At 61.7% G+C, this 24,526-nt stretch carries 26 protein-coding genes and 1 tRNA gene; 12 read left to right on the forward strand and 15 right to left on the reverse strand.

Annotated features, from left to right (window positions below; genetic code table 11):
- Positions 1–94 precede the first annotated feature (94 nt).
- From DF196_RS01125 to DF196_RS01135, 4 genes are all read left to right on the forward strand, one after another.
- Positions 95–445: a hypothetical protein gene (locus DF196_RS01125; RefSeq protein ID WP_170114955.1), complete on the forward strand. Its 351-nt coding sequence runs from the start codon at positions 95–97 to the stop codon at positions 443–445.
- Complete coding sequence (locus DF196_RS14015) at positions 438–569, forward strand: hypothetical protein (protein ID WP_277745206.1); 132 nt, start codon at positions 438–440, stop codon at positions 567–569. Before DF196_RS01125 ends, DF196_RS14015 begins: the two co-directional genes overlap by 8 nt.
- A gap of 414 nt (positions 570–983) precedes the next feature.
- Positions 984–1,322, forward strand: coding sequence for a hypothetical protein (locus DF196_RS13730; RefSeq protein ID WP_241519527.1), 339 nt, complete (start codon positions 984–986; stop codon positions 1,320–1,322).
- Positions 1,323–1,403: 81 nt separating this feature from the next.
- Positions 1,404–2,027 (forward strand): helix-turn-helix domain-containing protein, encoded by a 624-nt coding sequence (locus DF196_RS01135; protein WP_109056098.1) that lies wholly within the window; start codon positions 1,404–1,406, stop codon positions 2,025–2,027.
- 259 nt (positions 2,028–2,286) lie between these two features.
- On the opposite strand, the gene DF196_RS01140 is transcribed toward DF196_RS01135, so the two are convergent.
- Positions 2,287–2,363: transfer RNA gene (locus DF196_RS01140), tRNA-Pro, on the reverse strand.
- 415 nt (positions 2,364–2,778) lie between these two features.
- Between DF196_RS01140 and DF196_RS01145 the strand changes: the two genes are divergently transcribed.
- The 8 genes from DF196_RS01145 (at position 2,779) to DF196_RS01180 (ending at position 12,047) form a co-directional block, all read left to right on the forward strand.
- Entirely contained in the window at positions 2,779–3,168 is a 390-nt protein-coding gene (locus DF196_RS01145) for a DUF1304 domain-containing protein (protein ID WP_109056099.1), read from the forward strand.
- A 125-nt stretch (positions 3,169–3,293) separates the two neighbouring features.
- Complete coding sequence (locus tag DF196_RS01150) at positions 3,294–3,803, forward strand: GNAT family N-acetyltransferase (RefSeq protein ID WP_158276226.1); 510 nt, start codon at positions 3,294–3,296, stop codon at positions 3,801–3,803.
- A 330-nt stretch (positions 3,804–4,133) separates the two neighbouring features.
- Entirely contained in the window at positions 4,134–5,528 is a 1,395-nt protein-coding gene (locus DF196_RS01155; RefSeq protein ID WP_109056185.1) for a UTP--glucose-1-phosphate uridylyltransferase, read from the forward strand.
- Between the two features lie 165 nt (positions 5,529–5,693).
- Positions 5,694–7,616 (forward strand): helix-turn-helix transcriptional regulator, encoded by a 1,923-nt coding sequence (locus DF196_RS01160; RefSeq protein WP_109056101.1) that lies wholly within the window; start codon positions 5,694–5,696, stop codon positions 7,614–7,616.
- Positions 7,617–7,753: 137 nt separating this feature from the next.
- Positions 7,754–8,071, forward strand: a complete 318-nt coding sequence (locus tag DF196_RS01165; protein ID WP_109056102.1) for a hypothetical protein — start codon at positions 7,754–7,756, stop codon at positions 8,069–8,071.
- Positions 8,072–8,092: 21 nt separating this feature from the next.
- Positions 8,093–10,675 (forward strand): DEAD/DEAH box helicase, encoded by a 2,583-nt coding sequence (locus DF196_RS01170; protein WP_109056103.1) that lies wholly within the window; start codon positions 8,093–8,095, stop codon positions 10,673–10,675.
- Positions 10,676–10,792: 117 nt separating this feature from the next.
- Positions 10,793–11,140: an RNA polymerase-binding protein RbpA gene (locus tag DF196_RS01175; protein WP_109056104.1), complete on the forward strand. Its 348-nt coding sequence runs from the start codon at positions 10,793–10,795 to the stop codon at positions 11,138–11,140.
- A 187-nt stretch (positions 11,141–11,327) separates the two neighbouring features.
- Entirely contained in the window at positions 11,328–12,047 is a 720-nt protein-coding gene (locus tag DF196_RS01180; RefSeq protein WP_109056105.1) for an HAD hydrolase-like protein, read from the forward strand.
- A gap of 559 nt (positions 12,048–12,606) precedes the next feature.
- On the opposite strand, the gene DF196_RS01185 is transcribed toward DF196_RS01180, so the two are convergent.
- The 14 genes from DF196_RS01185 to DF196_RS01250 all read right to left on the reverse strand — a co-directional run bounded on the left by DF196_RS01185 (position 12,607) and on the right by DF196_RS01250 (position 23,974).
- Complete coding sequence (locus DF196_RS01185; protein WP_109056106.1) at positions 12,607–13,014, reverse strand: hypothetical protein; 408 nt, start codon at positions 13,012–13,014, stop codon at positions 12,607–12,609.
- 112 nt (positions 13,015–13,126) lie between these two features.
- A complete protein-coding gene (locus DF196_RS01190) occupies positions 13,127–13,765 on the reverse strand; it encodes a MerR family transcriptional regulator (protein ID WP_109056107.1) in 639 nt (212 codons plus the stop codon).
- 137 nt (positions 13,766–13,902) lie between these two features.
- Positions 13,903–14,346 carry an FHA domain-containing protein gene (locus DF196_RS01195; protein ID WP_109056108.1) on the reverse strand — a complete coding sequence of 148 codons (444 nt, stop codon included), beginning with the start codon at positions 14,344–14,346 and terminating at the stop codon, positions 13,903–13,905.
- Between the two features lie 18 nt (positions 14,347–14,364).
- Positions 14,365–15,183 (reverse strand): DUF881 domain-containing protein, encoded by an 819-nt coding sequence (locus tag DF196_RS01200; RefSeq protein WP_109056109.1) that lies wholly within the window; start codon positions 15,181–15,183, stop codon positions 14,365–14,367.
- An 18-nt stretch (positions 15,184–15,201) separates the two neighbouring features.
- The gene (locus DF196_RS01205) at positions 15,202–15,534 is read right to left on the reverse strand and encodes a small basic family protein (protein ID WP_109056110.1); all 333 of its coding nucleotides are present in this window, start codon (positions 15,532–15,534) and stop codon (positions 15,202–15,204) included.
- A complete protein-coding gene (locus DF196_RS01210) occupies positions 15,534–16,511 on the reverse strand; it encodes a DUF881 domain-containing protein (RefSeq protein ID WP_109056111.1) in 978 nt (325 codons plus the stop codon). Before DF196_RS01210 ends, DF196_RS01205 begins: the two co-directional genes overlap by 1 nt.
- Positions 16,501–17,118, reverse strand: coding sequence for a CDP-alcohol phosphatidyltransferase family protein (locus DF196_RS01215; protein ID WP_109056112.1), 618 nt, complete (start codon positions 17,116–17,118; stop codon positions 16,501–16,503). The genes DF196_RS01210 and DF196_RS01215 overlap by 11 nt, the downstream gene beginning before the upstream one ends.
- 13 nt (positions 17,119–17,131) lie before the next feature.
- Positions 17,132–17,983 carry an ATP phosphoribosyltransferase gene (gene hisG, locus DF196_RS01220; protein WP_109056113.1) on the reverse strand — a complete coding sequence of 284 codons (852 nt, stop codon included), beginning with the start codon at positions 17,981–17,983 and terminating at the stop codon, positions 17,132–17,134.
- Positions 17,984–18,104: 121 nt separating this feature from the next.
- A complete protein-coding gene (locus tag DF196_RS01225) occupies positions 18,105–18,368 on the reverse strand; it encodes a phosphoribosyl-ATP diphosphatase (protein WP_100495722.1) in 264 nt (87 codons plus the stop codon).
- Positions 18,369–18,469: 101 nt separating this feature from the next.
- Positions 18,470–19,135, reverse strand: a complete 666-nt coding sequence (gene rpe, locus DF196_RS01230) for a ribulose-phosphate 3-epimerase (RefSeq protein ID WP_109056114.1) — start codon at positions 19,133–19,135, stop codon at positions 18,470–18,472.
- 64 nt (positions 19,136–19,199) lie between these two features.
- A complete protein-coding gene (gene lgt, locus DF196_RS01235) occupies positions 19,200–20,132 on the reverse strand; it encodes a prolipoprotein diacylglyceryl transferase (RefSeq protein WP_109056115.1) in 933 nt (310 codons plus the stop codon).
- A 97-nt stretch (positions 20,133–20,229) separates the two neighbouring features.
- Positions 20,230–21,099 carry a tryptophan synthase subunit alpha gene (trpA, locus tag DF196_RS01240; protein WP_109056116.1) on the reverse strand — a complete coding sequence of 290 codons (870 nt, stop codon included), beginning with the start codon at positions 21,097–21,099 and terminating at the stop codon, positions 20,230–20,232.
- A gap of 105 nt (positions 21,100–21,204) precedes the next feature.
- Entirely contained in the window at positions 21,205–23,292 is a 2,088-nt protein-coding gene (locus DF196_RS01245) for a bifunctional indole-3-glycerol phosphate synthase/tryptophan synthase subunit beta (protein WP_109056117.1), read from the reverse strand.
- 70 nt (positions 23,293–23,362) lie between these two features.
- Complete coding sequence (locus DF196_RS01250; RefSeq protein ID WP_109056118.1) at positions 23,363–23,974, reverse strand: hypothetical protein; 612 nt, start codon at positions 23,972–23,974, stop codon at positions 23,363–23,365.
- Positions 23,975–24,526 lie beyond the last annotated feature (552 nt).

Below are 24,526 nucleotides of genomic sequence, written 5' to 3' on the forward strand. Positions count from 1 at the left end.
TTATGAGGAAAGCCCCGGTGCGATTGGCGTCGCATGGGGCTTTCCGGTTTGACTGATCGGTCTGTTCTGTTGTTCTTCAGTTATGCGGTGTGTGGTGTGGTCGGTAGTTCCAGTCGTCGGTGTCTACCCGGCGGCCGTTCAGTTCCTTCGTCAGCCCGCCGTGACGAGCGGGTTCGGTACCGCGGCCGGCGAGACGCGCGAATGTACGTGCGGCTACAAGACCCGCAGCCCCCAACAGTTCCTCAACCATCTCGAAGAGAAAGCCATCCTCATGCCCGTAGCATCCTTCCAAGCGCCCCGCCCGTTGATGACCCATCGTCTCATGGACACCGCAAGACAAGGCAAGGTGTTCATCTGCTCGTGCGGCCACGACTTCACCAGCCTGAGCCTCATGCAGGAGCACATCCGCTACGCCGACAGGATCGAGGTGGACGACCATGAGTGAGCAGCATCTCATCGTCACCGAATACGACGGCCGGTTCCACTGGTGGTGCTCATGCGGCTGGGACACCGGCAGCCGCGTCCAGCTCCACCAGCACCTCGGCAACGTGAAAGGGGTGCGGCCATGACCCGATACTGCGCGAACCACGACGGCAACCATGCGGGTCGGCTCAACATATGCGCCTCGTGCACCCGGAAGTTCCGCGAGGCGTTGAAGTCGATAGCCGTGGATACGCCCGCCCTGCTGCTGATCGCCACACGTCAGGCCGGCACCGGCGACAACGACCACACGGGCGTACGCAGCAGGTCGGCGCACGCGCCGCTGCTGATACGCGAACAGGCGTGGGAACTCTACTGCCAAGTGGAGGAACTGGTACGGCTCGCGGCACTCCAGTGTGGCTACCCGCCGGCCGCGAGACGAACGGCCAGCGTGCCCGAACTCGTGCGAGGCATCCTCAAGGGCGACGAGCCACTGCTCGCGGCATCGGACGCACGCGAATGGTGGCGTGACGTCGTGGATATGGCCGGCAGGGGTGAACCGCATGGTGGATCCGCCGGCCACTCGGGTGGCGTTCGGCGCGTGCCCGTTCTGCAAGCACGGCGTCGTCTGGGGAGCTCCACGGGACCACATGGGCGAATGCCGTTCCTGCGGCGCGCAGGTGAACCGCACCTACGTGGCAGACCGGCTGCTCGACAAGCTCTCCAAATCCGAGAAGAAGGGCACCCCGAAACAGCTGAGCCGCGAATGCGCCAAGGCCGGCATCCGCTTGCCCGCCGCGACCATCCGCACATGGATCCACCAGAAACGCCTCACAACCGACCAACACGGCCACGTGACCCTCAGCGGCATCGTGCCGCTGCTACGGCGTCGCGCCCACTAGAATGTCAAACGTCCCGTCCCGGTGTGACGGGACGTTCTGCTGAACACATATGAGGAGTTCGATTATGGGAAGGTGATAACCATGAAGCAAGTATTCCGATTTGAAGGCGAGGAGCATCCACTCGGGGAGTTCCGCGGATGGCTTGCAGCCGATCCGGCGCGTGCACAGAGGATACTGGAAGGATTGCGTCTCATGGATGCGGCCGAGGCTGAGAGACGTTCGCAGGATCCCAACATGCCCGGATACTACACGCGAGGCCGGCACCTCGACGTGCTTGTCGAGGCCACAGAGCGGGGTGTCATTCCGAACGACTGGACGATATGCCACACGCGTGAGGAAATAGATGAGCATATGCGCGACATCATCGACACCCCGGAAGACTACCAGCCTGCGGAGAGCGTCGAGAGCGTGCTGAGTGACATGCTCGGCTGGAAGGAACTGGAACGGTACGACGCGGACGCCGAGGCATTGGGCATGAGAAACCGCAGTATCTACTGGGATGTCTGCGAGAAGCTGAAGGCGATGCGCAAGGAAGCGGGAGTGAGCCTTGACGATATGGCCCGGCGCACCGGTCTGAGCGCCACGGCCCTCTGGCGTGCCGAAAACGATCTGCACCGTGTGGGGCTGCTGGATCTGCTGCCCGATTATTGCGCGGCGCTTGGCAAGACCTTCGAGATCACCATCAGGGACGCCGATCAGAAGTAGTCCCGAATCGATGAAACGGCCCCGTTCTCCACGATGGGAGAGCGGGGCCGCATTGTGTAGAAGTTGTAACGAGCCGGTGGAATCGGGTAAAAGGAAGTCGCCGGGTGAATCAGCGACACGCCGGCAATATGAGGCGTGTCATGGGGGCATCGTGTCTGGTCGTGTCTGAAAATCGTGTCTGAATCGTGTCTGAGGCGGATAGAAAGAGGGGAGAAGAGAGAAACGAAAAAGCCCGGAATCGTTGAAATTCCGGGCTTTCTGGTCGGACCAGCGGGATTTGAACCCGCGACCCCTTGACCCCCAGTCAAGTGCGCTACCAAACTGCGCTATGGTCCGAATGACTGATTATTCACGTCGTGTCTGAGCGGGTAAAACACCGGAGGTGTTTCCGTCATCGTGTCTAATCGTGTCTGTCTTCAATTATATGGCTTTCGCCGTCGGTCCTTAGCCCAGTCAGCACAAGCCCTCAGGTCAGGTGCCACTCAGTTGGACTGAGTAACCCCTTGACCCCCAGTCAAGTGCGCTACCAAACTGCGCTATGGTCCGATGTCGCTTTTTGCAACGAATGAATAATTTACCAGAGGATTCAAAAAACGCAAATCGGCGTGTTCCGCATTAAGCATAGGGTAATGCTGTTTTGATATTCCGCGAAATCGTGAAGGAACATACAGGTCATACTGAGCGCTTTTCTACACGTGCATTTGCTACCCTATATGCGCTTATCCCATCCCATAGAGAAAGGAAGCGTCGCATGCTTGTCGCATCGTGTGTATTCGCAATTCTTGCTGGTCTGCTTCATGTTCTGATTTTCGTCCTTGAATCGTTCCGATGGACCGATCCGAAGACGATGCGGGCCTTCTCCATTCCCTCGGTCCAGGAGGCCGAGGCGACCAAGGAGATGGCCTATAACCAGGGCTTCTACAATCTGTTCCTCGGTCTCATGGCCCTGGCGGGGGCGGTGCTTGTCCTCGCCGGACAGCATGTCGTCGGTGCGACGCTGATGGTCGCCGGTGCGGTGTCCATGGTTCTCGCCGCACTGGTGCTGTTCGCCGGCAGCCCGGACAAGCGTGGTGCGGCGGCCAAGCAGTTCGCATTCCCGGCAGCCGCCCTTGTACTCCTGTTGCTTTCCGCAGTCCTCTGACGATGTGTTCGTCGTTCTGGACGATTCGCTCTAGAACGAACTCGGGTGCGCGGTTTACGCAAAACCGGTACGCGCCGATGGTCTCAGGGCAGCACGGTCCATCAGCCTGCCGTACAGTGGCCATCATGCGTTTGCTCATTCAGGAATACCGGTCCGACGATGCCTTGCAGACCCTCGAACTGTTCCGCCGGTCGGTCGTCGGACTGGCCTCCCACGATTATGACGAGAGGCAGATTCAGGCATGGGCCGGGCATACGGGAACCGTCCGGCAATGGGACCGGCGACGTTTGGCCGCGAACACATGGGTGGCCGCAGCCGAGACCGGAACGGATGGGGCGGATAGGGCGGACGGGACCGGTGTAGGGGCCGCAATCGCAGGGTTCATCGACCTCGATGAGACCGGATACATCGACATGCTCTTCGTGGACCCATCCCACGCGAGGCAAGGCGTGGCTTCGACGCTGCTTGCCGAAGCCGATTGGCATGCCGCGGCGCATGGCATATCGGGACTGAGCGTGCATGCGAGCATCACCGCAAGGCCTTTCTTCGAACATCACGGATTTCATGTCGAAGGAATCCGGCATCCAGCGATCGGGGACGTGTCGTTCACCAACTATCTGATGGTGCGTCCCTGATCGTCGAACACGCGCCCAGCCAACGTCATGTGCCCTCTCAGGGTTCTGGCGCTAGACTGAAGTGCTATCGCAGTACGAAAGGGACCAACATTGACCGAACCGAACGATGAAGTCCAGCAGCACGCCGTCGCCAACGCCAGTGGCGGCGAGACCGCCGCACCGGTGGCCGGCACCACCGGTACCCTCAACCCGACAGACGCCGCCAAGCCTGCCACTTCCGGTGCCAAATCCGGCATCGCGCCTTCCGCCGCCTCGCCCATCGGCCCCGTCAGCCCCGCCGACGAAGCCGCCGACAGCACCGATGAGGTCTTCCAGCACTCCGCCACCAAGATGCGCGAGCATGGCATGAGCGAGACCGCCATAGCCCAGTTCGAGCGTCTCTACGATGTCTGGCGCCGCGAGGAGGCCTCCAGCTGGATCCGCGAGGAGGACATCGAGCCGCTCGGCCATATCCCCAGCTTCCATGACGTCTACGAGACCATCAACCACGACAAGGCCGTGGACGCCTTCGCCAAGACCGCCTTCATCAAGCTCAACGGCGGCCTCGGCACCTCGATGGGCCTGGAGAAGGCCAAGTCGCTGCTGCCGGTGCGCCGCCACAAGGCCAAGCAGATGCGTTTCATCGACATCATCATCGGTCAGGTGCTCACCGCCCGCACCCGATTGGACGTGGAGCTGCCGCTGACCTTCATGAACTCGTTCCACACCTCCGCGGACACCATGAAGGTGCTCAAGCACCACCGCAAGTTCAAGCAGAGCGAAGTGCCCATGGAGATCATCCAGCATCAGGAGCCCAAGCTTTCCGCCGCCACCGGCGAGCCGGTCAGATTCCCGGAGAACCCGGACCTGGAATGGTGCCCTCCGGGCCATGGCGACCTGTTCTCCACGATTTGGGAGTCCGGTCTGCTTGACGTGCTGGAGGAGCGTGGCTTCAAGTACCTGTTCATCTCCAACTCGGACAACCTCGGCGCGCGTCCCTCGCGCACGTTGGCCCAGCATTTCGAGAACACCGGCGCGCCCTTCATGGCCGAGGTGGCCGTCCGCACCAAGGCCGACCGCAAGGGCGGCCACATCGTGCGAGACAAGGTGACCGGCCGACTCATGCTGCGTGAGATGAGCCAGGTGCATCCGGACGACAAGGCCGCCGCCGAGGACATCAAGAAGCATCCGTACTTCAACACCAACTCCATCTGGATTCGCATCGACGCCCTCAAGGCCAAGCTCGCCGAATGCAACGGCGTGCTGCCGCTGCCGGTGATCCGCAACAAGAAGACCGTGGACCCCACCAATCCGGACACCGAGCCGGTGATTCAGCTGGAGACCGCCATGGGCGCGGCCATCGGCCTGTTCAACGGCTCCATCTGCGTGCAGGTGGACCGCATGCGATTCCTGCCCGTGAAGACCACCAACGACCTGTTCATCATGCGCTCGGACCGCTTCCATCTCACGGACACCTATGAGATGGAGGACGGCAACTACATCTTCCCGAACGTGGAGCTCGACCAGCGCTACTACAAGTACATCCACGACTTCGACGAGCGCTTCCCGTACGACGTGCCCTCGCTGGCCGCCGCCAACTCCGTGACCATCAACGGCGACTGGACGTTCGGCCGCGACGTGTCGTTCTACGCCGACGTGTTGCTGAAGGATCAGGGCAAGCCCAGCTACGTGCCCAACGGTGAATACGTCGGACCGCTCGGCATCGAACCGGATGATTGGGTGTGAGTGGCGCGAAAAGCCGCGAAGAACACGGCAGGGACACGGGAAAACAACAAAATAGCGTTATTTTTCGGGAAATGTCGCTGAACAGCGGAAAAACCCTCTAAGATAGAGGGAGTGCAGGTTATGCTGCACACTTATAAACAAAACATTAACTTTACGTGAGGACTAATGGCAGAAGGCACGAGCGGACGTCGGCGTTTTTCCGATAAGTGGGGCAAACACGAGCTGGATGTACTGGCCGTGTTGTCTTCGGCGTTCCCGCAATGGCTCACTTCGCGCCAGATTGCGCAGCGTGTGAAGGCCTATGCGGATTCCTATGGTGAACTGGCTGATCAGGCCGCCAAGGCCGCGTTCGCCAAGCAGTTCCAGCGTGACCGTGCCAAGCTCGCCGCCATGGGCATCGCCATCGAGTCCCGCCAGCCCGAATACTCGTCCAAGTCTGAGGGCCAGGATTTCGCGTCCTACCGTCTGCAGCTTGGTGACGAACCTCGCATCCGCCTCATGTTCGAGCCGGAGGACATGCCCGTGCTCGCAGCGGCCAACTACCTGGCCCGCTCCATGTCCATCTCCTCCGAGCCCGACCAGTCGCAGCTCACCCAGCACGCCTCGCGCACCACGCCGCGCGTGCCGCAGACGCCGATTCCCGGTCTCGGCCTCGATTCCATCGCCCCTGGTCTCGGCACCCAGCCGATTCCCGACTCGCTGGTCAAGGTCATCGACTCCCGCCGTTTCGCCGCCACCGTGGAAGTGGATGGCGAACACCTCAACGTGGCGTACACCGATTCCGACGATCTGGCCATGTATGTGCTGGAGCATCCCGGCGCCACCATCGTGAGCCCGCAGGAGGCCGTGGATGCCTATCATCGCCGTCTGCACGCTGCCAGCCAGTTCACGCTGGCGGACGAGTCGGCGAGCCCGGTGAGTGCCTCCGTGGTTTCCCCGTCCATCAGCCGCGATGTGAGTGAGCCCGGCGATCCGGAGTCCATCAAGGCCCAGAACAAGAAGAGCGGTGCCGCGTTCCAGACCGGCAGCGAAGTGGATCGTCGTCTGCGCCTGATGCTGTTCCTCTCCGCCCATCTGGGCGAGGAGTTCTCCATGGGCGAACTCGCGGTGCGCTTCATCGGCAAGCCCAAGAATGATGACGAGCTTAAGAAGTTCGTGAACATCATCCACAAGGACATCAATACGCTCACCACCGTGTCCGACGACGGCGAGATGGCCGGTAGCCAGTTCTTCGACATCGACTGGCCGTTGCTGGATGCCGAGGGCATCGTTTCCGCCACCAATTCGCTGGGACTGGAGCGTCTGGCCGGCATTTCGCCGCAGTACCTGAGCATGCTCACGGCTTCGGTCAGCTACCTGGCCCATTCGCCGTTGCTGCCGGACAAGCAGCGTAACCAGGCGGAATCGCTGTACCTGCGCCTGCGCCGGCACGTCACGCCCGGTCAGACCCCGTGGCTGAGCCTGACCGGCTACGAACTCGAACCGCGAAGCTTCTCCGTGGTCAAGCGCGCCATCAACACCGATTCGTTGCTGGACATGGAATACACGGACGGCACGGGACGCCTGCGCCGCAAGCTGGTGGCGCCCTTCAAGATCTTCATTGACGAGGGCGTGTATTATGCGGCCGTCTATACGGATGTCGGTTCCGCGGCCCCCAAGGACAAGAAGTCGTACGTCGCCAAGGACATGAGCATCGACAAGGCCACGGGCAAGCCGCGCGTATGGCAGGTGTTGCGTTTGGCCCGCATCGAGAAGGCGGAGCTGGTCAAGCCCACCAAGGAACTCGATGTGCCGAACGTGCCGGTCGCCGAGCTGCGCAAGTGGAGTTTCGACAATGGCACCGAAGCGGTGTTCATCACCGATCAGCGTGACCTGCCGTTCATCAAGACTCTGCCCGGCGCCACCGTGGAGCATTGCGGGGCGGGGGAGAAGGTGCACCTGACCGTGTCCTCCGACTCCTGGTTCGTGGCGTTCTGCATCTCCCACGCCCGTCACATCACGGCCGTGGCCCCGGACACGCTGCGTACGATGATTGTGGCCCGCGCCGAACGCGAGCTCAGCATCAGCGACGGCAAGGACAACAAATAATCAGACGATACACAGACCACGCGGTACAGTTGCGGTAGAACGATAACGGATCGTCGTCCGTTCATTCCGTACGCGACCGCATCGGCCGCGCGGATTAGTAACGACGGTTTAAGTACACCGTAAGAGAAGGAGACGTCATGCCTTGGTGGATATGGCTGGTATTGGCCCTGTTCATGCTGGGCATGATCGTCGCCGGGCTGGTCTACGCCGGTATTCACGGACTGCGTGCGCTTAGAGACATGTCCGGTGTGGCCGAGCAGGTCGGCGAACGCATGTCCGCAATGGGCGAACCCGGCGAATCCACTGACTTTTCCGAACCGCCGCTGTTCACCCAACCCCTGAGCGTGGCACAGGAACGCTATGCCGATACCTACGCGACCGTGCTCAGGCGCAAGGCTGTCAAGCGTGAACGCCACGCGCAGGCATGGAGCCGTTGGAAACGCTTCAATAACTAACACTCCCATACGGAAGGCATCATGGCACGTCACCATCACAGCAAGGATGACTCGCAATCCCGGAACCTGAGCCCCTCGCAACGGTATGCCGCCTTCCAGAAGGTCAAGCGTCAGCGTGCCTCCGTGGCATCCAAGTTCGCCGCCACGCTCCCGTTCGATCTCGATGATTTCCAGATCGAGGCCAATGAGGCCCTGGAGAATGGCAGCAACGTGCTGGTCGCGGCACCCACTGGCGCCGGTAAGACCGTGGTGGCCGATTTCGCCATCTACCTCGCTCAGGAACGCAACGTCAAGGCCTTCTACACGACCCCCATCAAGGCACTGAGCAACCAGAAATACCATGATCTGGTGAACGTGTACGGGCCGGACCGTGTGGGATTGCTGACCGGCGACACTTCCATCAACTCCGAGGCGGACATCGTGGTGATGACCACCGAAGTGCTGCGCAATATGCTCTACGAGCGTTCGTCCACGCTCTCCGCCCTGCGATACGTGATTCTGGACGAGGTCCACTATCTGGCCGACAAGTTCCGTGGGCCCGTGTGGGAGGAAGTCATCATCCACCTGCCCAAATCGGTGAAGATCGTGGGCCTGTCCGCCACCGTGTCCAACGTGGAGGACTTCTCCAACTGGATCGCCTCGGTCAGGGGCGAGACCAAACTGGTCATCAGCGAACACCGACCGGTCCCGCTCGAGCAGCACGTGCTGGTGCAGGCCGACGAACACACCGAACCGGAGGTGTTGGATCTCTATCGTCGAGACGCCAACGGCGAGCAGACCGTGAAGATCAACGCCGAACTCATCAACCGGCTCGATCAGCTGGACCGCAAGGCCGCACGCCGCCGCGGCGAACAGCGGCCGGACAAACGCAAGGGCTTCAAGGGCGGCAAGCCCCGCCACGGCGGACAGCTCAAGCCCGAACGGTACACGCCCCGCCGATGGGCCGTGGTGGACGAGCTGCACTTCCTGGACATGTTGCCCGGCATCTACTTCATCTTCTCGCGCAACGGCTGCGATCAGGCCGTCGAGCAGTGCATCAACGCCGGTCTCGAACTCACCACGGACGAGGAGGCCGTGCGCATCCGCCGCATCGTGGACGAGATGGTGGACGGTCAGCTTACCCAGGAGGACCTGAAAGCGCTGCACTTCTCCAAGTTCCGCTTCGCGCTGGAAGAGGGATTCGCCTCGCATCATGCCGGCATGATCGCCCTGTTCCGTCAGATCGTCGAACGACTGTTCGAGGAGGGACTGGTCAAGATGGTGTTCGCCACCGAGACGCTGGCCCTCGGCATCAACATGCCGGCCCGCTGCGTGGTGGTCGAGAAATTGGAGAAGTTCGATGGCACCGGACATGTGGGTCTGACGCCCGGCGAATTCACGCAGCTGACGGGCCGTGCAGGTCGCCGCGGCATCGATACCATCGGCCATGCCATCGTGGTGGATCATCACGGTTTCGTGCCCGCCACGGCCGCAGCCCTGTCCTCCAAGCGCGTCTATCCGCTGCATTCAAGCTTCCGTCCCACGTTCAACATGGCGGTCAACCTGCTCAATTCCAGCGATTACGAGACCGCCCGCGTGACGCTCGACCAGTCGTTCGCCCAATGGGAGGCCAATGAATCCGCCTGGCAGCTGGAATCGCAGATGACCACGCTCAAGACCGCACTTGCCGGCTACGAACAGGCGTTCCAGTGCAGCCACGGCGATTTCAAGGAGTTCATGACGCTGCGCATGGAACTGAGCTCTCTGGAAAAGGACGGCCGGCGCAAACTCAAGCATGAGGTGTTCCTCACCGACCAGGAACGCAGCAAGGCGTTCCGTGACCTTGAGACACGCATCCAGGAACTGCGCAAGGCCGAGCGCCAACATCCTTGCCGCAACTGCCCGGATTTGCAACAGCACCTCAAGTGGGGACATCGCTGGGCCCGTGAGACGCGCGAACTGGAGCGTGTGACCAACCGGTACGATTCCCGCACCGGCTCCGTGGCCCGCCAGTTCGACCGCATCTGCGACATCCTGACCGAACTCGGCTATCTGGAACGCCATGAGGATGCGGATGGGCGCATCGACATGACGCTGACGGACAAGGGCCGTCTGCTGCGCCGCATCTACAGCGAGCATGATCTGGAACTGTGCGAGGCGCTGCTGGCCGGCACCTTCGACAAGCTTGACGCCAATGGTCTGGCCGCGGTGCTCTCCGCCCTGGTGTATGAGGCCAGGCGTGGGGGAGAGGGCGAGCCACGTCACTACCCCGGCGGTGTCTCCGGGCGCATCGCCATTGCTTCCTCCAAGCTTAAGGGCGTCTGCGCGCACATCGATGCGCTGTGCGAGGATTACGGCCTCACCGAACTCGCCCAGCCTGACTTCGGCATCGTGGACATCATGTACGAATGGGCTGACGGGGCCTCGCTCGCGGCCTGCCTGTACGGCACGGACATGACCGGCGGCGACTTCGTGCGCACGGCCAAGCGTCTGGCGGACGTGCTCCAGCAGATCGCCGTTGCCGGCCCGTTGCCGTTCGACGGGGGAGAAGCGCTGGCCGATACCGCCCGTGAGGCCGCGGATCGCGTCAATCGCGGCGTGGTGGCCTACTCGGGTGTGGACTGACGAGGATATCCGGCGGCGAATCGGTAGCGGTTCGACAGCAAGCCGCCGGAATAGAGTCCAAGTCCGAACTGTTGCGTAAATTGGTACGGTTACGAATTATTCAAGGAGGATGCCGATATGGCAGAACGCAGCTTGAGGGGTATGAGCATCGGCGCGAAGTCGCTGGAGTCCGATGACAACGTGGACTTCGCCGCCAGGAACGATGTGGCATACGTGTGCCCGAAGGGCCACCGCACCATCCTGCCGTTCGCCGAGGGTGCCGAAGTGCCGGACGAATGGGAGTGCCGTTGCGGTGCCGTGGCGCATCGTGAGGGCGACGAGGACCGTGAGGGCGACGAGATCGCCAAGCCCACCCGTACGCACTGGGACATGCTGCTTGAACGCCGCAGCGAGGAAGAGCTCGCCACGCTGCTCGAAAAGCGCCTGCAGATGCACCGTGACGGTTGGATCCCCGACTACGAGTGATTCGCCGCGAGCGGTCGTAAGCGATTCCGGTGTTGCCGGCCCGCACGACCACATGAACAACACGTGAACTTTATGCCCAGTCAAACCGACTGGGCATAATCATTGCTGGTACGTAGCGCGTGTGGCCCGAACCACACGTCTGGCGCGTAGGTTTTTCAAGAACAACGACAGGGGAGTAGACCTCACAATGGCACAGCACCCGAGGAATGTGGTCCTGCTGGACCTCGACGGCACACTGACCAAATCCGATGGCGGCATCATCGCATCCGTCGTCAAGACCTTCGAGGCCCTGGGCCGCCCGGTGCCGGATGACGCCGAACTGCATCGTTTCATCGGACCGGCCATCATCGAATCCCTGCAGCGCAACCATGTGCCGGAGGACGAACTGGACCACGCTGTGGACATCTACCGCAGCTACTATGCCGACAAGGCCGTGTTCGACGACCCGAACGAGCCTGGTAACAAGGTGCCCGGTCGTCTGGTGAACGTGGTGTTCCCGGGCATTCGCGAGCAGCTTACGAAGCTGCGTGAGGACGGTTATTACCTGGCGCTGGCCAGCTGCAAGCCGGAATACCAGTGCGTGCCGATTTGCGAGCACTTCCACCTGACCGAACTGCTGGACGGCATCTACGGCGCGTCCAAGGACAACAGCCGTCTCGACAAGGACCAGGTGATCCGGTACTGCTTCGACAAGATCGGTTTCGACGCCGCGGCCGGCGATAAGGCCGTGATGATCGGCGATCGTTACACGGACATCGATGGCGCCCGTGCCTGCGGTCTGGACACCATCGGCTGCCGCTGGGGCTACGCTCCGGCCGGCGAGATGGAGGAACACGGCGTCTACGAAATCATCGAGACCACGGACCAGCTTGAGGACGCGGTCAACCGGTATTTCGCGACGCACTGATTGCATTGTTTTTGGCTCTGTTAAACCAGGCATTGACATGCCCCTTATTCTTGGCTCCCCTTGTCAGGACATTGCCGTGAAGCAAACAGCGGAGCTGTTTGTAGGCGATGTGCGAGACGACAGTCGAGCCCAACAGAACGCGAACGAAGTTCGTCCATGATTGCAGGACGAGCTGGCGGCGAAGCCGACTGAGGGGTAGTCCGGTGGGATTCATGTCAATCTTGGTTTAACAGAGCCTTGTTTTTTGATTGCCGCTTCCTTCGACCGACGAATGATGATGCGTATCATCGTGAGGTTGGCTGAGGGGCGCGGTTTTTCTTATGGTAATAATTTGGGTCAGCGTTATTTGGAGAGCGTCGTTGACATATCAGAATCATCAATCTGACATAACGTACGTTATCGGATATAAGAAACATACATAAGATAAAGCCCTTGAAACCAATTGATTCCAAGGGCTAAATCATCTCTCTGCTAATTATCGTTCATTACCGAAACCTGTTTATTTACGACTTATTTTCTACTGTGCATGGAACACGTTTTATGTCCTGGCAAAGAATCGTTACGCCGACTTGCTATTGTTCCTATCACGCCCGGCAGCGCTGCCGATACGCCGGTCCATTTCGGTTTCCATCGCATGCCGTGCCTGCACGTACATCACGGCGATTTCAGCCATCACCAGCACGATGACGATGATCGCGCCGGCCAGCGCGTTCTGTTCGTAGAACGCACGCACATCCACATCCATGGCGTCGGCGGTCAACGCATATACAGGAAACGGCACAATCGCCATGATAAACGACGCCACATGCGCCATGACCACGGTCCAGCTCACCGGGTTGACGGCTCCGCGCCTAGACCTCGGCGTGAACACCTGGCCGCGCAGCACCGTGAGCCCGATGATGTTCGCCGCCATGACCACGGCGATGATCCACAGTGCCGCGGGCAGCAGTTCGACGAGTAACGTCATGGTTCAGGAACCTCCGGAATCAAGCAATTTCAAGGTACGCGCAGTATGCTGCTCCCCTATATTGCAAACGTTGTCAATCAGCTAATATGCAATACGCAAAATCCGACCATAGCTATTGCATGGCCTGTTCACGCTGTCGTCGCTGCGTCTCCAGCTTCTTGCGCATGCGCATGGCCGTGAGCTCGTCGATAGGCCGCGACGTGGTTATGGAAGCCGGATTGGCGGCCAGATCCACGTAATCCTCGTGCTCCAATGCGGCTTCGATCTGATGCCAGAGCGAGCCGACCGACACGGCGAACACCGCCTTGCCGCTTTGCAGCAGTTCGAGCATCTGTTCGCTGGTGGTGCATTCGTGCACTTCCTGACCGTCGCACATGATGGTCACGTTGGCGAGCTGGTCGGTGCTGCGCTGGGTAAGGAAGCCGATGGCCGCGGTGACGTTCTGCAGGTTCACGCCGGCGTCCAGCAGTCTTTTGGATACGGCGAGAATCACCACATCCTTGAAGGAATACAAGCGGCGTGAACCGGAGCCATGTGAAGGGGTGATTGACGGCTCCACGATCTGCTTACGCGCCCAATAATCGAGCTGTCGGTAGGTGATGCCGGCCACCTTGGATGCCACGGTGCCGCGATATCCGCGCTTAGGTTCCTCGGAGTCGCCGCTGGAGAACAGTTCCCCCTGAATCGCCGGCGCGTTCAGATTCGTCTGCTCGCGCAGCGGAACATGGAGATGCAGCTCGGTCTGTTCCATCGCACTCCCCCTTCATTGGGCACGGCCATCGGGTGCGGCATCATGGCGTTTCCGTCGCATCGCGGCCGACGATGGACGTTCTCCCGTGTTCGCGACGGCGTTGGCCCTGATGGCGAACACGGGAAACAAGTCGGCTGCTACTGCGAGATGACGGCCGACTTGGTGAAGAACATGAGGCGGAACTTGCCGATCATGATCTCGTCGCCGTTCTTCAGGACGGCCTGATCGACGCGCTGGCGGTTCACGTACGTGCCGTTGAGGCTACCGGCGTCGATGACGGAGAACTGGCCGTTGACGCGGCGGAACACGGCGTGCTGGCGGGACACGGTGGAGTCGTCCAGCAGGATGTCCGCGCGCGGGTCACGGCCCACGGTGATTTCATCCTCGTCCAGCAGATAACGGGAGCCGGATACCGCGCCTCGGGTGGAGATCAGCAGCGCCGTGCCGTCGGACAGGCGGGTGATGGTGTCCAGATCGTCCTGGGTGAGCGGACGGTCGCCGGTGGAGGTGATGGGCAGTACGTTAATGGCGGGCAGACCGATGATGGTGGTTTCGCCTGCGCTAGGAATCGGATCAGTCATAATATTTCAGTTTACTCCCTACTCTACGGTTTTCGCATAATTGCTTTGCGTAGCCTCGTGTATCTCATCGATGACGATGTTGTCCGAGGAGCGCACGTCCACGGTGGCGCCGTATTTGACCTGCAGCTGGGCGCCGACGCCACCCGCGATGTCCACGGCGTTGGACAGTTCCTGCGGGTTGCCGATGGCCTTGACCACGTAGGTGGGCGAGATGGCGGTGCCGTCCGCGATGAGGCCTTCGTCGGCGTCCTGGATGTATGTGGATGCCACGACGCGCACGTCGTTGATGGCGATGACCTCGGCGCCGGCGTTGCGCAGCTCCTCGATGAGGGTGAACATGATGGAGGCGTCCACCTTGGTGGAGCCGCGGCTTACGCGCACGGTGATGCCGGGACCCTTGGCCGGCAGACGGCCGGAGATCAGGCCGCTGGTCTCCTCGTTCTGCTTGGCGATCTTGCGGGCCTGATCCCGTTCGTTGGCCGCGGATTTCAGTGAGTTGAGCTGTTCGGTGAGTTGACTTTTGCGCTGTTCGAGGTTGGTAATCTGCGTGTTCGACTCGTTGAGCAGGCGGACGAGCTCGCTTTCGTCCAGCGTCTCGTACGTGGATTTGCTGTTGTTGATCTGGGTCATGTAGGCGAAGCCCAGCAGCGCGCACATGAGGGTGACGAGCACGGAGGACAGCAACCGGGAGCGCAGTCCCCCGCGGTTCGTGTTGCGACGCGGCTTCTTGCGGACGGTGGGAAACGAACCGGTTTCCATCCGGTCGTTGACGGTGTCCTGGGCATGCTGGTCCCGCATCTTCTCCAGCATGTTGTTCGATTTCGCGCGTCTGGCCATACCTCTGGGCTCCCCTCGTCAGCTGCGGAAGATGAAGCGCCTGATGGCGGACACGTTCGAGAAGATGCGGATGCCGAGGACCACGATGACGGCGGTCTGCAGCTGGGAACCCACGCCGAGCTGGTTGCCGAGGAACACGAGCAGCGTGGCGGTGATCACGTTGGCGAAGAAGGAGATTACGAAGACGCGGTCGGAGAAGCTGCGTTCGAAGTAGGCGCGAGCGGCGCCGAGCAGGGCGTCAAGCGCGGCGACCACCATGATCGGCAGATACGGCTGGACGATGACCGGGATGTCCGGCTTCACAAACACGCCGACGACCACGCCGATGATCAGTCCGAGAACGGCTGCCATTACTCGTTCCTTTCCGCGTACTGGACCTCTCCAGCCACCGCTGCCTCAAGTGTAATCGAATTGGATTTGCTCACCTGCGGGTAAATGCCTGCTTCTTTGAAGGATTCGTAAAGGCTTGCGAGTTTCCGTTCCCCCATGGCCTCGGCCAGCGCGTTCTTGTCGCCGATGGCCTCGATGGTGTACGGGCTTTGGATTGCGGTCATGCCGATGAGGATGTGTCCACCGGCCTTGCGGATCGAGGTCTGTGCGCCGAGCCGGTTGCCGTTGATGGCGATGGCTTCCGCGCCGTTCTGGAACATCAGGGACACGAGCTGCTGCAGGTCGAGATCGGTGACCACGCGGATGGAGGTGGAGGTGCCGACCCTGGACGAGGAGGTTTGGTCCGACTGGCTGGCGGCGATGGGGTCGGCCAGGGTCATCGTGATGCCTTCGCCTTCGACCGCCACGGTGCCGTTGAGCATCTCGTCCGGCAGAAGGGGGGCGCTTTTGACCGATCCGGAGATCTTCTTGGATTGGGCATCCACCTTGCTGCGCAGATCGTTGACCTGCTGGGTGATTTCGTCGATCTGCGTGTTGCGATCCTCCAGCTGGCTGCTGAGCGTCTGCCGCACCTGTTTGCGCGGGTCGGACTGGAGCTGCTGGACGAACAGGCTGCCGGCGAATCCCACGGCCACGCAGATGAGGAACACGACGATGCGGTTCACCCAGATGGAGAACGTGGAGCGGTGCTCATGGACAAGCCGGGCGTCATGGAACATCGGGTCCATGGGACGGTTGACGAGGTCGTCGATGAGGCGCAGGGAGTCGTCGTTGGTCTTGCGGCGTCGACGGGTGCGGATGGCCGCGGCGTCATCCGGGGAAAGCGCATGGTGTGATTCCACCCCGCGTACGGAGGCGGAGAACACCGAGCGACGGCGCACCGGCTCGTTCTCCTTGGATACGGGGAACGAGACCGGGGCCGTGGAATCAAGAGGCATGCCGCTCCCCCAGCTCCTTGCGCAGCAACGAGACGCCCTGCCTGGTGTAGATGTATCCGGCGAGCCAATACATGGCCAAGCCCCAGATACCAGCCGCCAGCGCGGCGAGGTAGAGCAGGTGGAAGAAGGTGGACGTGCCCAGATCCGCGAAGATCAGGCCCACGATGGAGATCATGAGCAACGCGGTGCCGGCCTTGCCCACGAAGTGCACGGGCAGCGGGCCGTAATCGTACTGGGCGAGCCAAAGCACCTGAATGGCCATCCACAGGTCGCGCAGTCCCACGATGATCAGCATCCACCATGGGATGATGCCCGCGATGCCGAGGGCCAGAATCGAGCAGAAGATCAGCAGACGATCGGCGATGGGGTCGAGGATTTGGCCGATCTTGCTGACCTGGTTGAACTTGCGTGCGATGATGCCGTCCAGCCCATCAGACGCCGAGGAGATGGCGATCAGCACCAGTGCGGCGATCATCTCGTGCCGTGACACCAGAACGGTGATGAACGGGATGGAGATGATGCGCAGCGCACTGATGAGATTCGGCACGGTGAAATAGATGTCCCGCGCCTCCGGGCTGTATCTGGTGTTGGCTTTCTGGTTGGTCATACTGCCTAATAGCCTACATGCGCGAAGCCTGCAGGGCGGTAACGATGATGCCTCGCGCGCCGACTTCATACAAATCATCCATCAGCTGGTTCACGGTGGCCTTGGGCACCATCACGCGCACGGCGTTCCACTGCTTGTCGTGCAGCGGGGAGATGGTGGGGCTTTCGAAACCAGGGGTCACGGACACGGCCGCGGCCACCTTGCTCACCGGGATGTCGTAATCCATGAGCACGTACTGGTGGGCGGTGAGTACGCCCTGAAGACGACGGGAAAGCACAGCGAGACGAGGATCCTTCTCGTCCAGGCGCGGGGAGCGGATCAGGCATGCCTCGGAGTGCATGAGCGGGTCGGCAAACACGCGCAGGCCGGCGTTGCGCAGGGTGGTGCCGGTGGAGACCACGTCGGCGATGAGGTCGGCCACGCCGAGCTGCACGGAGGATTCGACCGCACCGTCCAGGTGGATGGTCTCGGCCTCGACGCCGTGCTCCACGAGGTAGTCGTGGACGAGCTTGTCGAACGTGGTGGCCACGCGCTTGCCCTGGATGTCCTCGAGCTTGCTGATCGGGGAATCGTTCGGGGCGGCGAAGCGGAAGGTGGAGGCACCGAAGCCCAGCGGCAGGTGCTCGATGGCTTCCGTGCCGGAGTTCTTGAGCAGGTCCTCGCCGGTGATGCCGACGTCGATGGCGCCACGGCCCACGTACACGGCAATGTCCAGCGGACGCAGGTAGAACAGCTCGATGTCGTTGTCCGGATCCTGGACGACGAGCTGACGCGGGTTGGTGCGCAGACGGTAGCCGGCTTCGGCCAGCATGTTCCATGCGGGCTCGGAAAGCATGCCCTTGTTCGGTACGGCGATTCTCAGCATGAGTGCTCCTCTCCCCTGACGGGAGTCTGGTTCGGCGCGAAATTGGTTGATGTGTTGATGATGGCGGGGTGAAGCCGGACCGCGTCGGTCCTGTTTGTCGGTTTCACCCCGCCGGGTGCACTCACAGGTGCTTGTAGACGTCCTCAAGGGTCAGGCCGTGCTTGATCATCATGACCTGCACGTGGTAGATGAGCTGGCTCATCTCCTCGGCGGTGCGGTCGGCGCCCTCGTATTCGGCGGCCATCCAGGTTTCGGAGGCTTCCTCGACGATCTTCTTGCCGATGAAGTGGGTGCCCTTGTCCAGTTCGTCGACGGTCAGGGAGCCTTCGGGGCGGGTCTGGGCCTTTTCGCTCAGTTCGGCGAACAGGGATTCAAACGTCTTCATGTTTTCGTGTTTCCTTGGGTTGTATATGGTTTGCTCGTCGGTACGGGCATCGTCAGACGCAGTTGATGCGATGCGGACGACGATGCCCATGCCAAAACGGCTCAGTCCTTGTATGCGGCCTCGGCCTTGGCACGAATGTCGTCGATGGCCTGGGCGGGGCTCTCGGCGCCGTAGACGGCGGAGCCGGCCACGAGCACGTCGGCGCCGGCCTCGGCCACGATGTGCGCGGTCTTGGGGCTCACGCCGCCATCGACCTGGATGCGGGTCTTGAGGCCGCGGCGGGTAATCTCGTCGCGCAGGCGGCGCACCTTGGCCATCTGGTTGTCGAGGAACTTCTGGCCGCCGAAGCCGGGCTCGACGGTCATGACGAGAATCATGTCGAACTCGTCGAGGATGTCGAAAATCGGCTCGACCGGTTCGGCCGGGCGCACCGCGAAGCAGGCCTTGCAACCCATGTCGCGCAGCTGGCGGGCCAGACGCACCGGGGCGTGGGTGGCGCCCATGTGGAAGGACACGGAGGCGGCGCCGAGCTTGGCGTACTCGGGGGCCCAGCGGTCCGGATCCTCGATCATGAGGTGGACGTCCACGGGCAGGTCGGTGACCTGGCAGATGCGACCCACGATCGGCTCGCCGAGGGTGAGGTTCGGCACGAAATGATGGTCCATCACATCGACGTGGACCAGATCGGCGTTGGAGATGGCCTTGAGATCGCGCTCAAGGTTGCAGAAGTCGGCGGACAGGATGCTGGGGGCGATTGCAATACTCATGGTTCCTTACCTTATCTTTCAAATCGGACTTGCATCGGGCTGGTGCCCGTGTTGCGAGTCGCCGTTAACGCTTCTTTTGCTTGTTCTTCTCTTCCTCGACGCTTTGACGTTCGAGTTCGTCCGCGGTGACCTCCTGCAGCCTACGCGCCTGGGCGTTCACGTCCGGTCCGTACTGGTAGAGCACCACGAAGAGGATGCAGCCAAGCACGAACACGATGATGGCGGTCCATACGTTGGTCCTCAGGCCCAGGATCACCGTGGAGTAGTTGATACGCACGTTCTCGATCCAGGTGCGGCCCAGTCCGTACCACATCATGTACATGGCGAACTGCTGGCCGGCCTTGAGACGGTCCGCAAGCTTACGGCCGAGGATGACGATCAGCGCGGCACCGATGAGGTTCCAGATCATCTCGTACAGGAAGGTGGGGTGGAACAGCGTGGTGGTGTAGTCCGGGCACTGGGAGCCGTTATAGCAGATCTCGGATTTGCCGATGGCATCCGCGTCGTTGAGCTTCAGGCCCCATGGCAGGTTGGTGGGCCAGCCGTAGAGCTCCTGGTTGAACCAGTTGCCGAGACGGCCGATGGCCTGGGCGACCAGCAGCGCGGGGGCGATGGAGTCGGCGAAGATGCCGAACGGGTAGTGACGATGACGGCACCACAGGAAGGCGGTGAGCGCACCCACGGAGATGCCTCCGAAGATGGCCATGCCGCCTTCCCACACCTTGAGGATGTTCACCAGGTCGCCGGTGGGCGGGAAGTAGGCGCTCGGCGTGGTGATGCAGTGGTAGAGACGCGCGCCGACCAGAGCGCAGGGCACGGTGACCAGCGTGGTGTCGAGGATCTGGTCGAAATTACCCCCGTACCGCTTCCACCGCGTGGTGAGGATCCAAACGGCCACGCAGATGCCGATCAGGATGCAGATGGCGTACATGTGGATGGTGAACGGGCCGACCTGGAATTTGGAGAAGGTCGGTGAGGGAATATAAGCCAGATTCATAATGCCTCGTGTCTGCTGGTGGTCATGCTCGTTGTGGTACGCCCACTACCCTACCGTGCAACGCGCGGAATGGGGACAGGCGCACCGAGCTTTCCGGTCAGCGGGCGTTGTGGATGCCTTCGGCGAGTTCCTCACTCTTGGCGGCCAGCAGCTTCAGGCCTTCGGCGGTGTCACGGGCGGTCTTGTTGTCGTCGGCGAGCAGGGTGTGCACGAGGGCTGAGCCCACGATCACGCCGTCCGCGTAGGAGCCGACCTTGGCACCCTGCTCCGCGGTGGACACGCCGATGCCGACGCACACGTTCTTGGCTCCGGCCTTGCGGGTGCGTTCCACGAGCACTTCCGGGGATGCGTCGATGGTCGCACGCTCGCCGGTCACGCCCATGCGGGCGGCGGCGTAGACGAAGCCGCGGGCGTTGCGGGCCACGGTCTCAAGGCGTTCGTCGGCGGAGTCCGGGGAGACCAGGAAGATGCGGTCCAGGCCGTGGCGGTCGGAGGCTTCGATCCATTCACCGGCCTCGTCCGGGATGAGGTCCGGGGTGATGAGGCCCGCGCCGCCGGCGTTCTCGAAATCGGTGGCGAACCGCTCGACGCCGTAATGGTAGATGAGGTTCCAGTAGCTCATGACCAGTGGCACGCCTCCGGCGTTGGCCACGGTCTCGACGGCCTCGAACACGCGCTTGATGGTCTCGCCGTTCTTCAGGGCGATGGACGAGGCCGCCTGGATCACCGGGCCGTCCATGACCGGGTCGGAGTACGGCAGGCCGATCTCCACGGCGTCGACGCCGTGCTCAACCATGGTGCGCAGCGCGTCGAGGCTGACTTCGGGGTTCGGGAAGCCGTAGGGCAGGTAGCCGATGAAGGCCGGCTTGTTCTGGGCCTTGAACTTGGCGAACATCGCCTCGGTCTGGCTGGGCTTGTGGCTGATGCCCAGCGGCTGGCCGGAGGGCGTGGTTGCAGTGTTGGTCATATCAAAATCTCCTTTGGTCCCCTGGCTCCCCTCGCTGAGGGGAGCTGGCAGCGAAGCTGACTGAGGGGAGGTTCCCCAATGGTTATTGCGGTCTCTTGCAGCAGGTCACGCCACGGTGTTGCCGTGGGCTCCGGTCACGTCAAGCGCCTTGGCCTGATCGTCGGTGAGGTAGCCGAACCACTTGCCGGCGGTGGCCATGTCCTTGTCTCCTCGGCCGGAGATGTTGATGATCATCACGGCCTTGTCATAGCCCTTGGCCTTGAGGTCGGCGGCGGCCTTGTAGGCGCCGGCCACGGCGTGCGAGCTTTCGATGGCGGGAATGATACCCTCGGTCTGGCTCAGGTCGCGGAAGGCGTTCATGGCCTCCTCGTCGGTGGCCCAGGAGTAGTTCACACGGCCGATGTCCTTGAGCCATGCGTGCTCGGGACCCACGGAGGCGTAGTCCAGGCCGGCGGAGATGGAGTAGGTGTCGAGCGTCTGGCCCTCGTCAGTCTCCAGCAGGTAGCTCTTGGCGCCCTGGAACATGCCGAGCTGGCCGGTGCCGGGAGCGAAACGGATGGCGTGCTTGCCGGATTCGGGGCCGTTGCCGCCGGCTTCGTAGCCGTAGAGGTTCACGCGGTCGTCATCCAGGAAGGCGTTCATCACGCCGATGGCGTTGGAACCGCCGCCCACGCACGCGCACACCGCGTCCGGATGGTCGATGCCGTACCAGTCCTGGAGCTGCTCCTTGGCCTCCTCGCCGATGATCTTCTGGAAGTCGCGGACCATGGCGGGGAACGGGTGCGGGCCGGCCACCGTGCCGAGCAGGTAGTGAGTGTCCTTGACGTTGGTCACCCAGTCGCGCAGCGCCTCGTTGATGGCGTCCTTGAGGATCTTGTCGCCGAGGGTTACCTCGACTACCTCGGCGCCGAGCATGCGCATACGGGCCACATTGAGGGCCTGGCGGCGGGCGTCGATCTGGCCCATGTAGATGCGGCACTTGAGGCCCAGCATGGCGCACACGGTGGCGGTGGCCACGCCGTGCTGGCCGGCGCCGGTCTCGGCGATCACGCGGGTCTTGCCCATGCGCTTGACGAGCAGGGCCTGGCCGAGGGCGTTGTTGATCTTGTGGGCGCCGGTGTGGTTGAGGTCTTCGCGCTTGAGGAAGATGCGGGCGTCAAGGCCGGTCTTGTCCTTAACGAGTTGGGCGAAGCGCGGTGCCTCGGTCAGCGGGCTCGGACGGCCGACGTAACGCTGCTGCAGGGTCATGAACTCCTTGTGGAATTCGGGATCGGCCTTGGCCTCGTTGTAGACGCGCTCCAGCTCATCCAGTGCGGTGATCAGCGCCTCGGGCACGTAGCGGCCGCCGAACTGGCCCCAGTACGGTCCCTGATGTTCGCTCAACGGGGTGGATTCGGATGCTTTCACTTGTGCTCCTGCCTTTACTAGTCGTTCCACTGCAAGTTCATGATCGTCGGCGGTAGCCACGCCCTCGCCGACCAGGACCGCGTCCGCTCCCGCGCGGGCATAGTCCTCCACTTCGACCGCGCCGAACACACCGGATTCCGCCACCTTGATGACGTCCTCGGGCAGATCCGCGGCCAGTTCGTTGTATTTGTTGACGTCCACGCGCAGGTTCTTCAGGTTGCGCGCGTTGATGCCGATCACGCGGGCTCCGGCCTTGCGGGCGCGTTCGATCTCCTCGCGGGTGTGGGTCTCCACAAGCACGGTCATGCCGAGCTCGTGCGCGAGATCGAGCAGGTGCTTGAGCCGTTCGTCGTCTAGTGCGGCCACGATGAGCAGCACCAGGTCGGCGCCGTGGGCGCGGGCTTCGAAGATCTGGTAATCGGTGACGATGAAGTCCTTGCGCAGCACCGGGATATGCACGGCGGCGCGGACCTTGTCCAGATCGTCCAGGGAGCCCAGGAAGCGGCGGCCTTCGGTGAGCACGGAAATCGCGCTTGCGCCGCCCTTTTCGTACTCGCGGGCCAATGCGGCCGGGTCGGGGATATCGCTCAGATGGCCCTTGGACGGGGAGGCGCGCTTGATTTCGGCGATCACCGGGATGCCGTCCGCGCGCTTAAGCCATCGCGTCGCGTCGATGGGAGCCGGGGCCGCCAGCGCGGCCTTCTTCACTTCCTCCAGCGACACGGTACGCTCACGGGTCTGCTGGTCCTCCAGCGCGCCCGCCACCAGTTCGTCCAAAACCGACATGATCCTCCCTTTGTTGGTGGTCGATCATGCGACACTCTAGCCACAGCGAGCCGCGAGCGGCCCGCCCGTTCTACATTCTGAGCGCAACGATCCGCGATTCCACGGTGGTAGACGATTGCCCATCCTCGGCATGGTCTTCCTCGGCATGGTCGCCGCGCATGATGGCACTGGCCTTGTATTCGTTGCGCTCGTAATCCGTATAGTAGAGTTCCCAGTCAATGCCGGCGCTGGTTTCGACCACGCAGAACACTGATGCGTCATTGATGATCAACGCCGCATATCCCGGACCTATGTTGACGCCCGAATCCAGTCGGACCTGTTCGATGGGCACGTCCAAGCCGTCGGCGCCCTCGACGAACGAATCACGCAGATTCCGCTCTCGTTCGGGCGAGTCCCACGTGTACGCCAGCACGGCCACCGGGGCGAGCGTCTGACATATTTGTTCGCTGATCATGCCGTAGGTGAATACGTTCGCCCCGCTATCGCCGCCTAAGCCGCCGGAATCCTCTGGCTCGCTGGAATCACCGAAAAACTCATCCAGCGAGCCATCCGGCATCGGGATGCGGTATGGCTCCTCGCCACTGCCTTGCCAATACCATTCCTGATCATCCAGCCAGGCATCCCGTTCAGACGGCATGCCATACAATGCGCCGTTCGACTGCGGCAGATGCACGATGGGCATGTATATAGGAAGCACCGACGCGCTGACCCGTATGCCCAATATACTGAGGACGATAGTAAGCACGGCGATGATTGCGCCTATTCCGGAGATGATCGCCCGGTTCTTCCTGCGACTGTTCACGACTCCCCCATCTGTCGCCATAAGGCGGGGCCGTCGCGTGCGACCGGTGATGCTGCGCCTTTGCTCGATGCATCACCGGTCAGTACGTGACAGTGTCCACCTTACGATTGACAACGTTTGCCATCATCATGGTTCATTCATGCAAATATGCAAGCCAGTGGTGATGCTTCGCGTTGCTTATTTCCCCACAATCCAATGTACGGTAAGGAAGTCCGCGACTTGCCGAAGCCTAGAAAACTCTAGTCCGGGATTGACATAATTCGTTTGCGATGCGGCGAAGTATTCTGGTATGGCTCCCTGGGCTTATGGTGCGGAATCATTAATGTCATCGTTTGCATCATATGTGCAGGCAATAGGTCGAAAAGAAAGAAACATCACCAACACAGCCAGACGAAACGTTCGCAAAAACAGGGCTCCGCAAATCGGGATGCA

It is taken from the genome of Bifidobacterium callitrichidarum, from assembly GCF_003129905.1.
GTDB classification, from domain to species: domain Bacteria; phylum Actinomycetota; class Actinomycetes; order Actinomycetales; family Bifidobacteriaceae; genus Bifidobacterium; species Bifidobacterium callitrichidarum.

Coding starts and splice junctions, on each gene's coding strand:
- hisG (WP_109056113.1), bottom strand. CDS start 17,983: ATGCTGAGAATCGCCGTACCGAACAAGGGCATGCTTTCCGAGCCCGCA.
- lgt (WP_109056115.1), bottom strand. CDS start 20,132: ATGAATCTGGCTTATATTCCCTCACCGACCTTCTCCAAATTCCAGGTC.
- DF196_RS01245 (WP_109056117.1), bottom strand. CDS start 23,292: ATGTCGGTTTTGGACGAACTGGTGGCGGGCGCGCTGGAGGACCAGCAG.
- DF196_RS01170 (WP_109056103.1), top strand. CDS start 8,093: ATGGCACGTCACCATCACAGCAAGGATGACTCGCAATCCCGGAACCTG.
- DF196_RS01175 (WP_109056104.1), top strand. CDS start 10,793: ATGGCAGAACGCAGCTTGAGGGGTATGAGCATCGGCGCGAAGTCGCTG.
- DF196_RS01210 (WP_109056111.1), bottom strand. CDS start 16,511: ATGCCTCTTGATTCCACGGCCCCGGTCTCGTTCCCCGTATCCAAGGAG.
- rpe (WP_109056114.1), bottom strand. CDS start 19,135: ATGAGTATTGCAATCGCCCCCAGCATCCTGTCCGCCGACTTCTGCAAC.
- DF196_RS01190 (WP_109056107.1), bottom strand. CDS start 13,765: ATGGAACAGACCGAGCTGCATCTCCATGTTCCGCTGCGCGAGCAGACG.
- trpA (WP_109056116.1), bottom strand. CDS start 21,099: ATGACCAACACTGCAACCACGCCCTCCGGCCAGCCGCTGGGCATCAGC.
- DF196_RS01205 (WP_109056110.1), bottom strand. CDS start 15,534: ATGGCAGCCGTTCTCGGACTGATCATCGGCGTGGTCGTCGGCGTGTTT.
- DF196_RS13730 (WP_241519527.1), top strand. CDS start 984: ATGGTGGATCCGCCGGCCACTCGGGTGGCGTTCGGCGCGTGCCCGTTC.
- DF196_RS14015 (WP_277745206.1), top strand. CDS start 438: ATGAGTGAGCAGCATCTCATCGTCACCGAATACGACGGCCGGTTCCAC.
- DF196_RS01150 (WP_158276226.1), top strand. CDS start 3,294: ATGCGTTTGCTCATTCAGGAATACCGGTCCGACGATGCCTTGCAGACC.
- DF196_RS01145 (WP_109056099.1), top strand. CDS start 2,779: ATGCTTGTCGCATCGTGTGTATTCGCAATTCTTGCTGGTCTGCTTCAT.
- DF196_RS01215 (WP_109056112.1), bottom strand. CDS start 17,118: ATGACCAACCAGAAAGCCAACACCAGATACAGCCCGGAGGCGCGGGAC.
- DF196_RS01155 (WP_109056185.1), top strand. CDS start 4,134: ATGCGCGAGCATGGCATGAGCGAGACCGCCATAGCCCAGTTCGAGCGT.
- DF196_RS01180 (WP_109056105.1), top strand. CDS start 11,328: ATGGCACAGCACCCGAGGAATGTGGTCCTGCTGGACCTCGACGGCACA.
- DF196_RS01165 (WP_109056102.1), top strand. CDS start 7,754: ATGCCTTGGTGGATATGGCTGGTATTGGCCCTGTTCATGCTGGGCATG.
- DF196_RS01195 (WP_109056108.1), bottom strand. CDS start 14,346: ATGACTGATCCGATTCCTAGCGCAGGCGAAACCACCATCATCGGTCTG.
- DF196_RS01225 (WP_100495722.1), bottom strand. CDS start 18,368: ATGAAGACGTTTGAATCCCTGTTCGCCGAACTGAGCGAAAAGGCCCAG.
- DF196_RS01200 (WP_109056109.1), bottom strand. CDS start 15,183: ATGGCCAGACGCGCGAAATCGAACAACATGCTGGAGAAGATGCGGGAC.
- DF196_RS01135 (WP_109056098.1), top strand. CDS start 1,404: ATGAAGCAAGTATTCCGATTTGAAGGCGAGGAGCATCCACTCGGGGAG.
- DF196_RS01160 (WP_109056101.1), top strand. CDS start 5,694: ATGGCAGAAGGCACGAGCGGACGTCGGCGTTTTTCCGATAAGTGGGGC.
- DF196_RS01185 (WP_109056106.1), bottom strand. CDS start 13,014: ATGACGTTACTCGTCGAACTGCTGCCCGCGGCACTGTGGATCATCGCC.
- DF196_RS01250 (WP_109056118.1), bottom strand. CDS start 23,974: ATGCCCATCGTGCATCTGCCGCAGTCGAACGGCGCATTGTATGGCATG.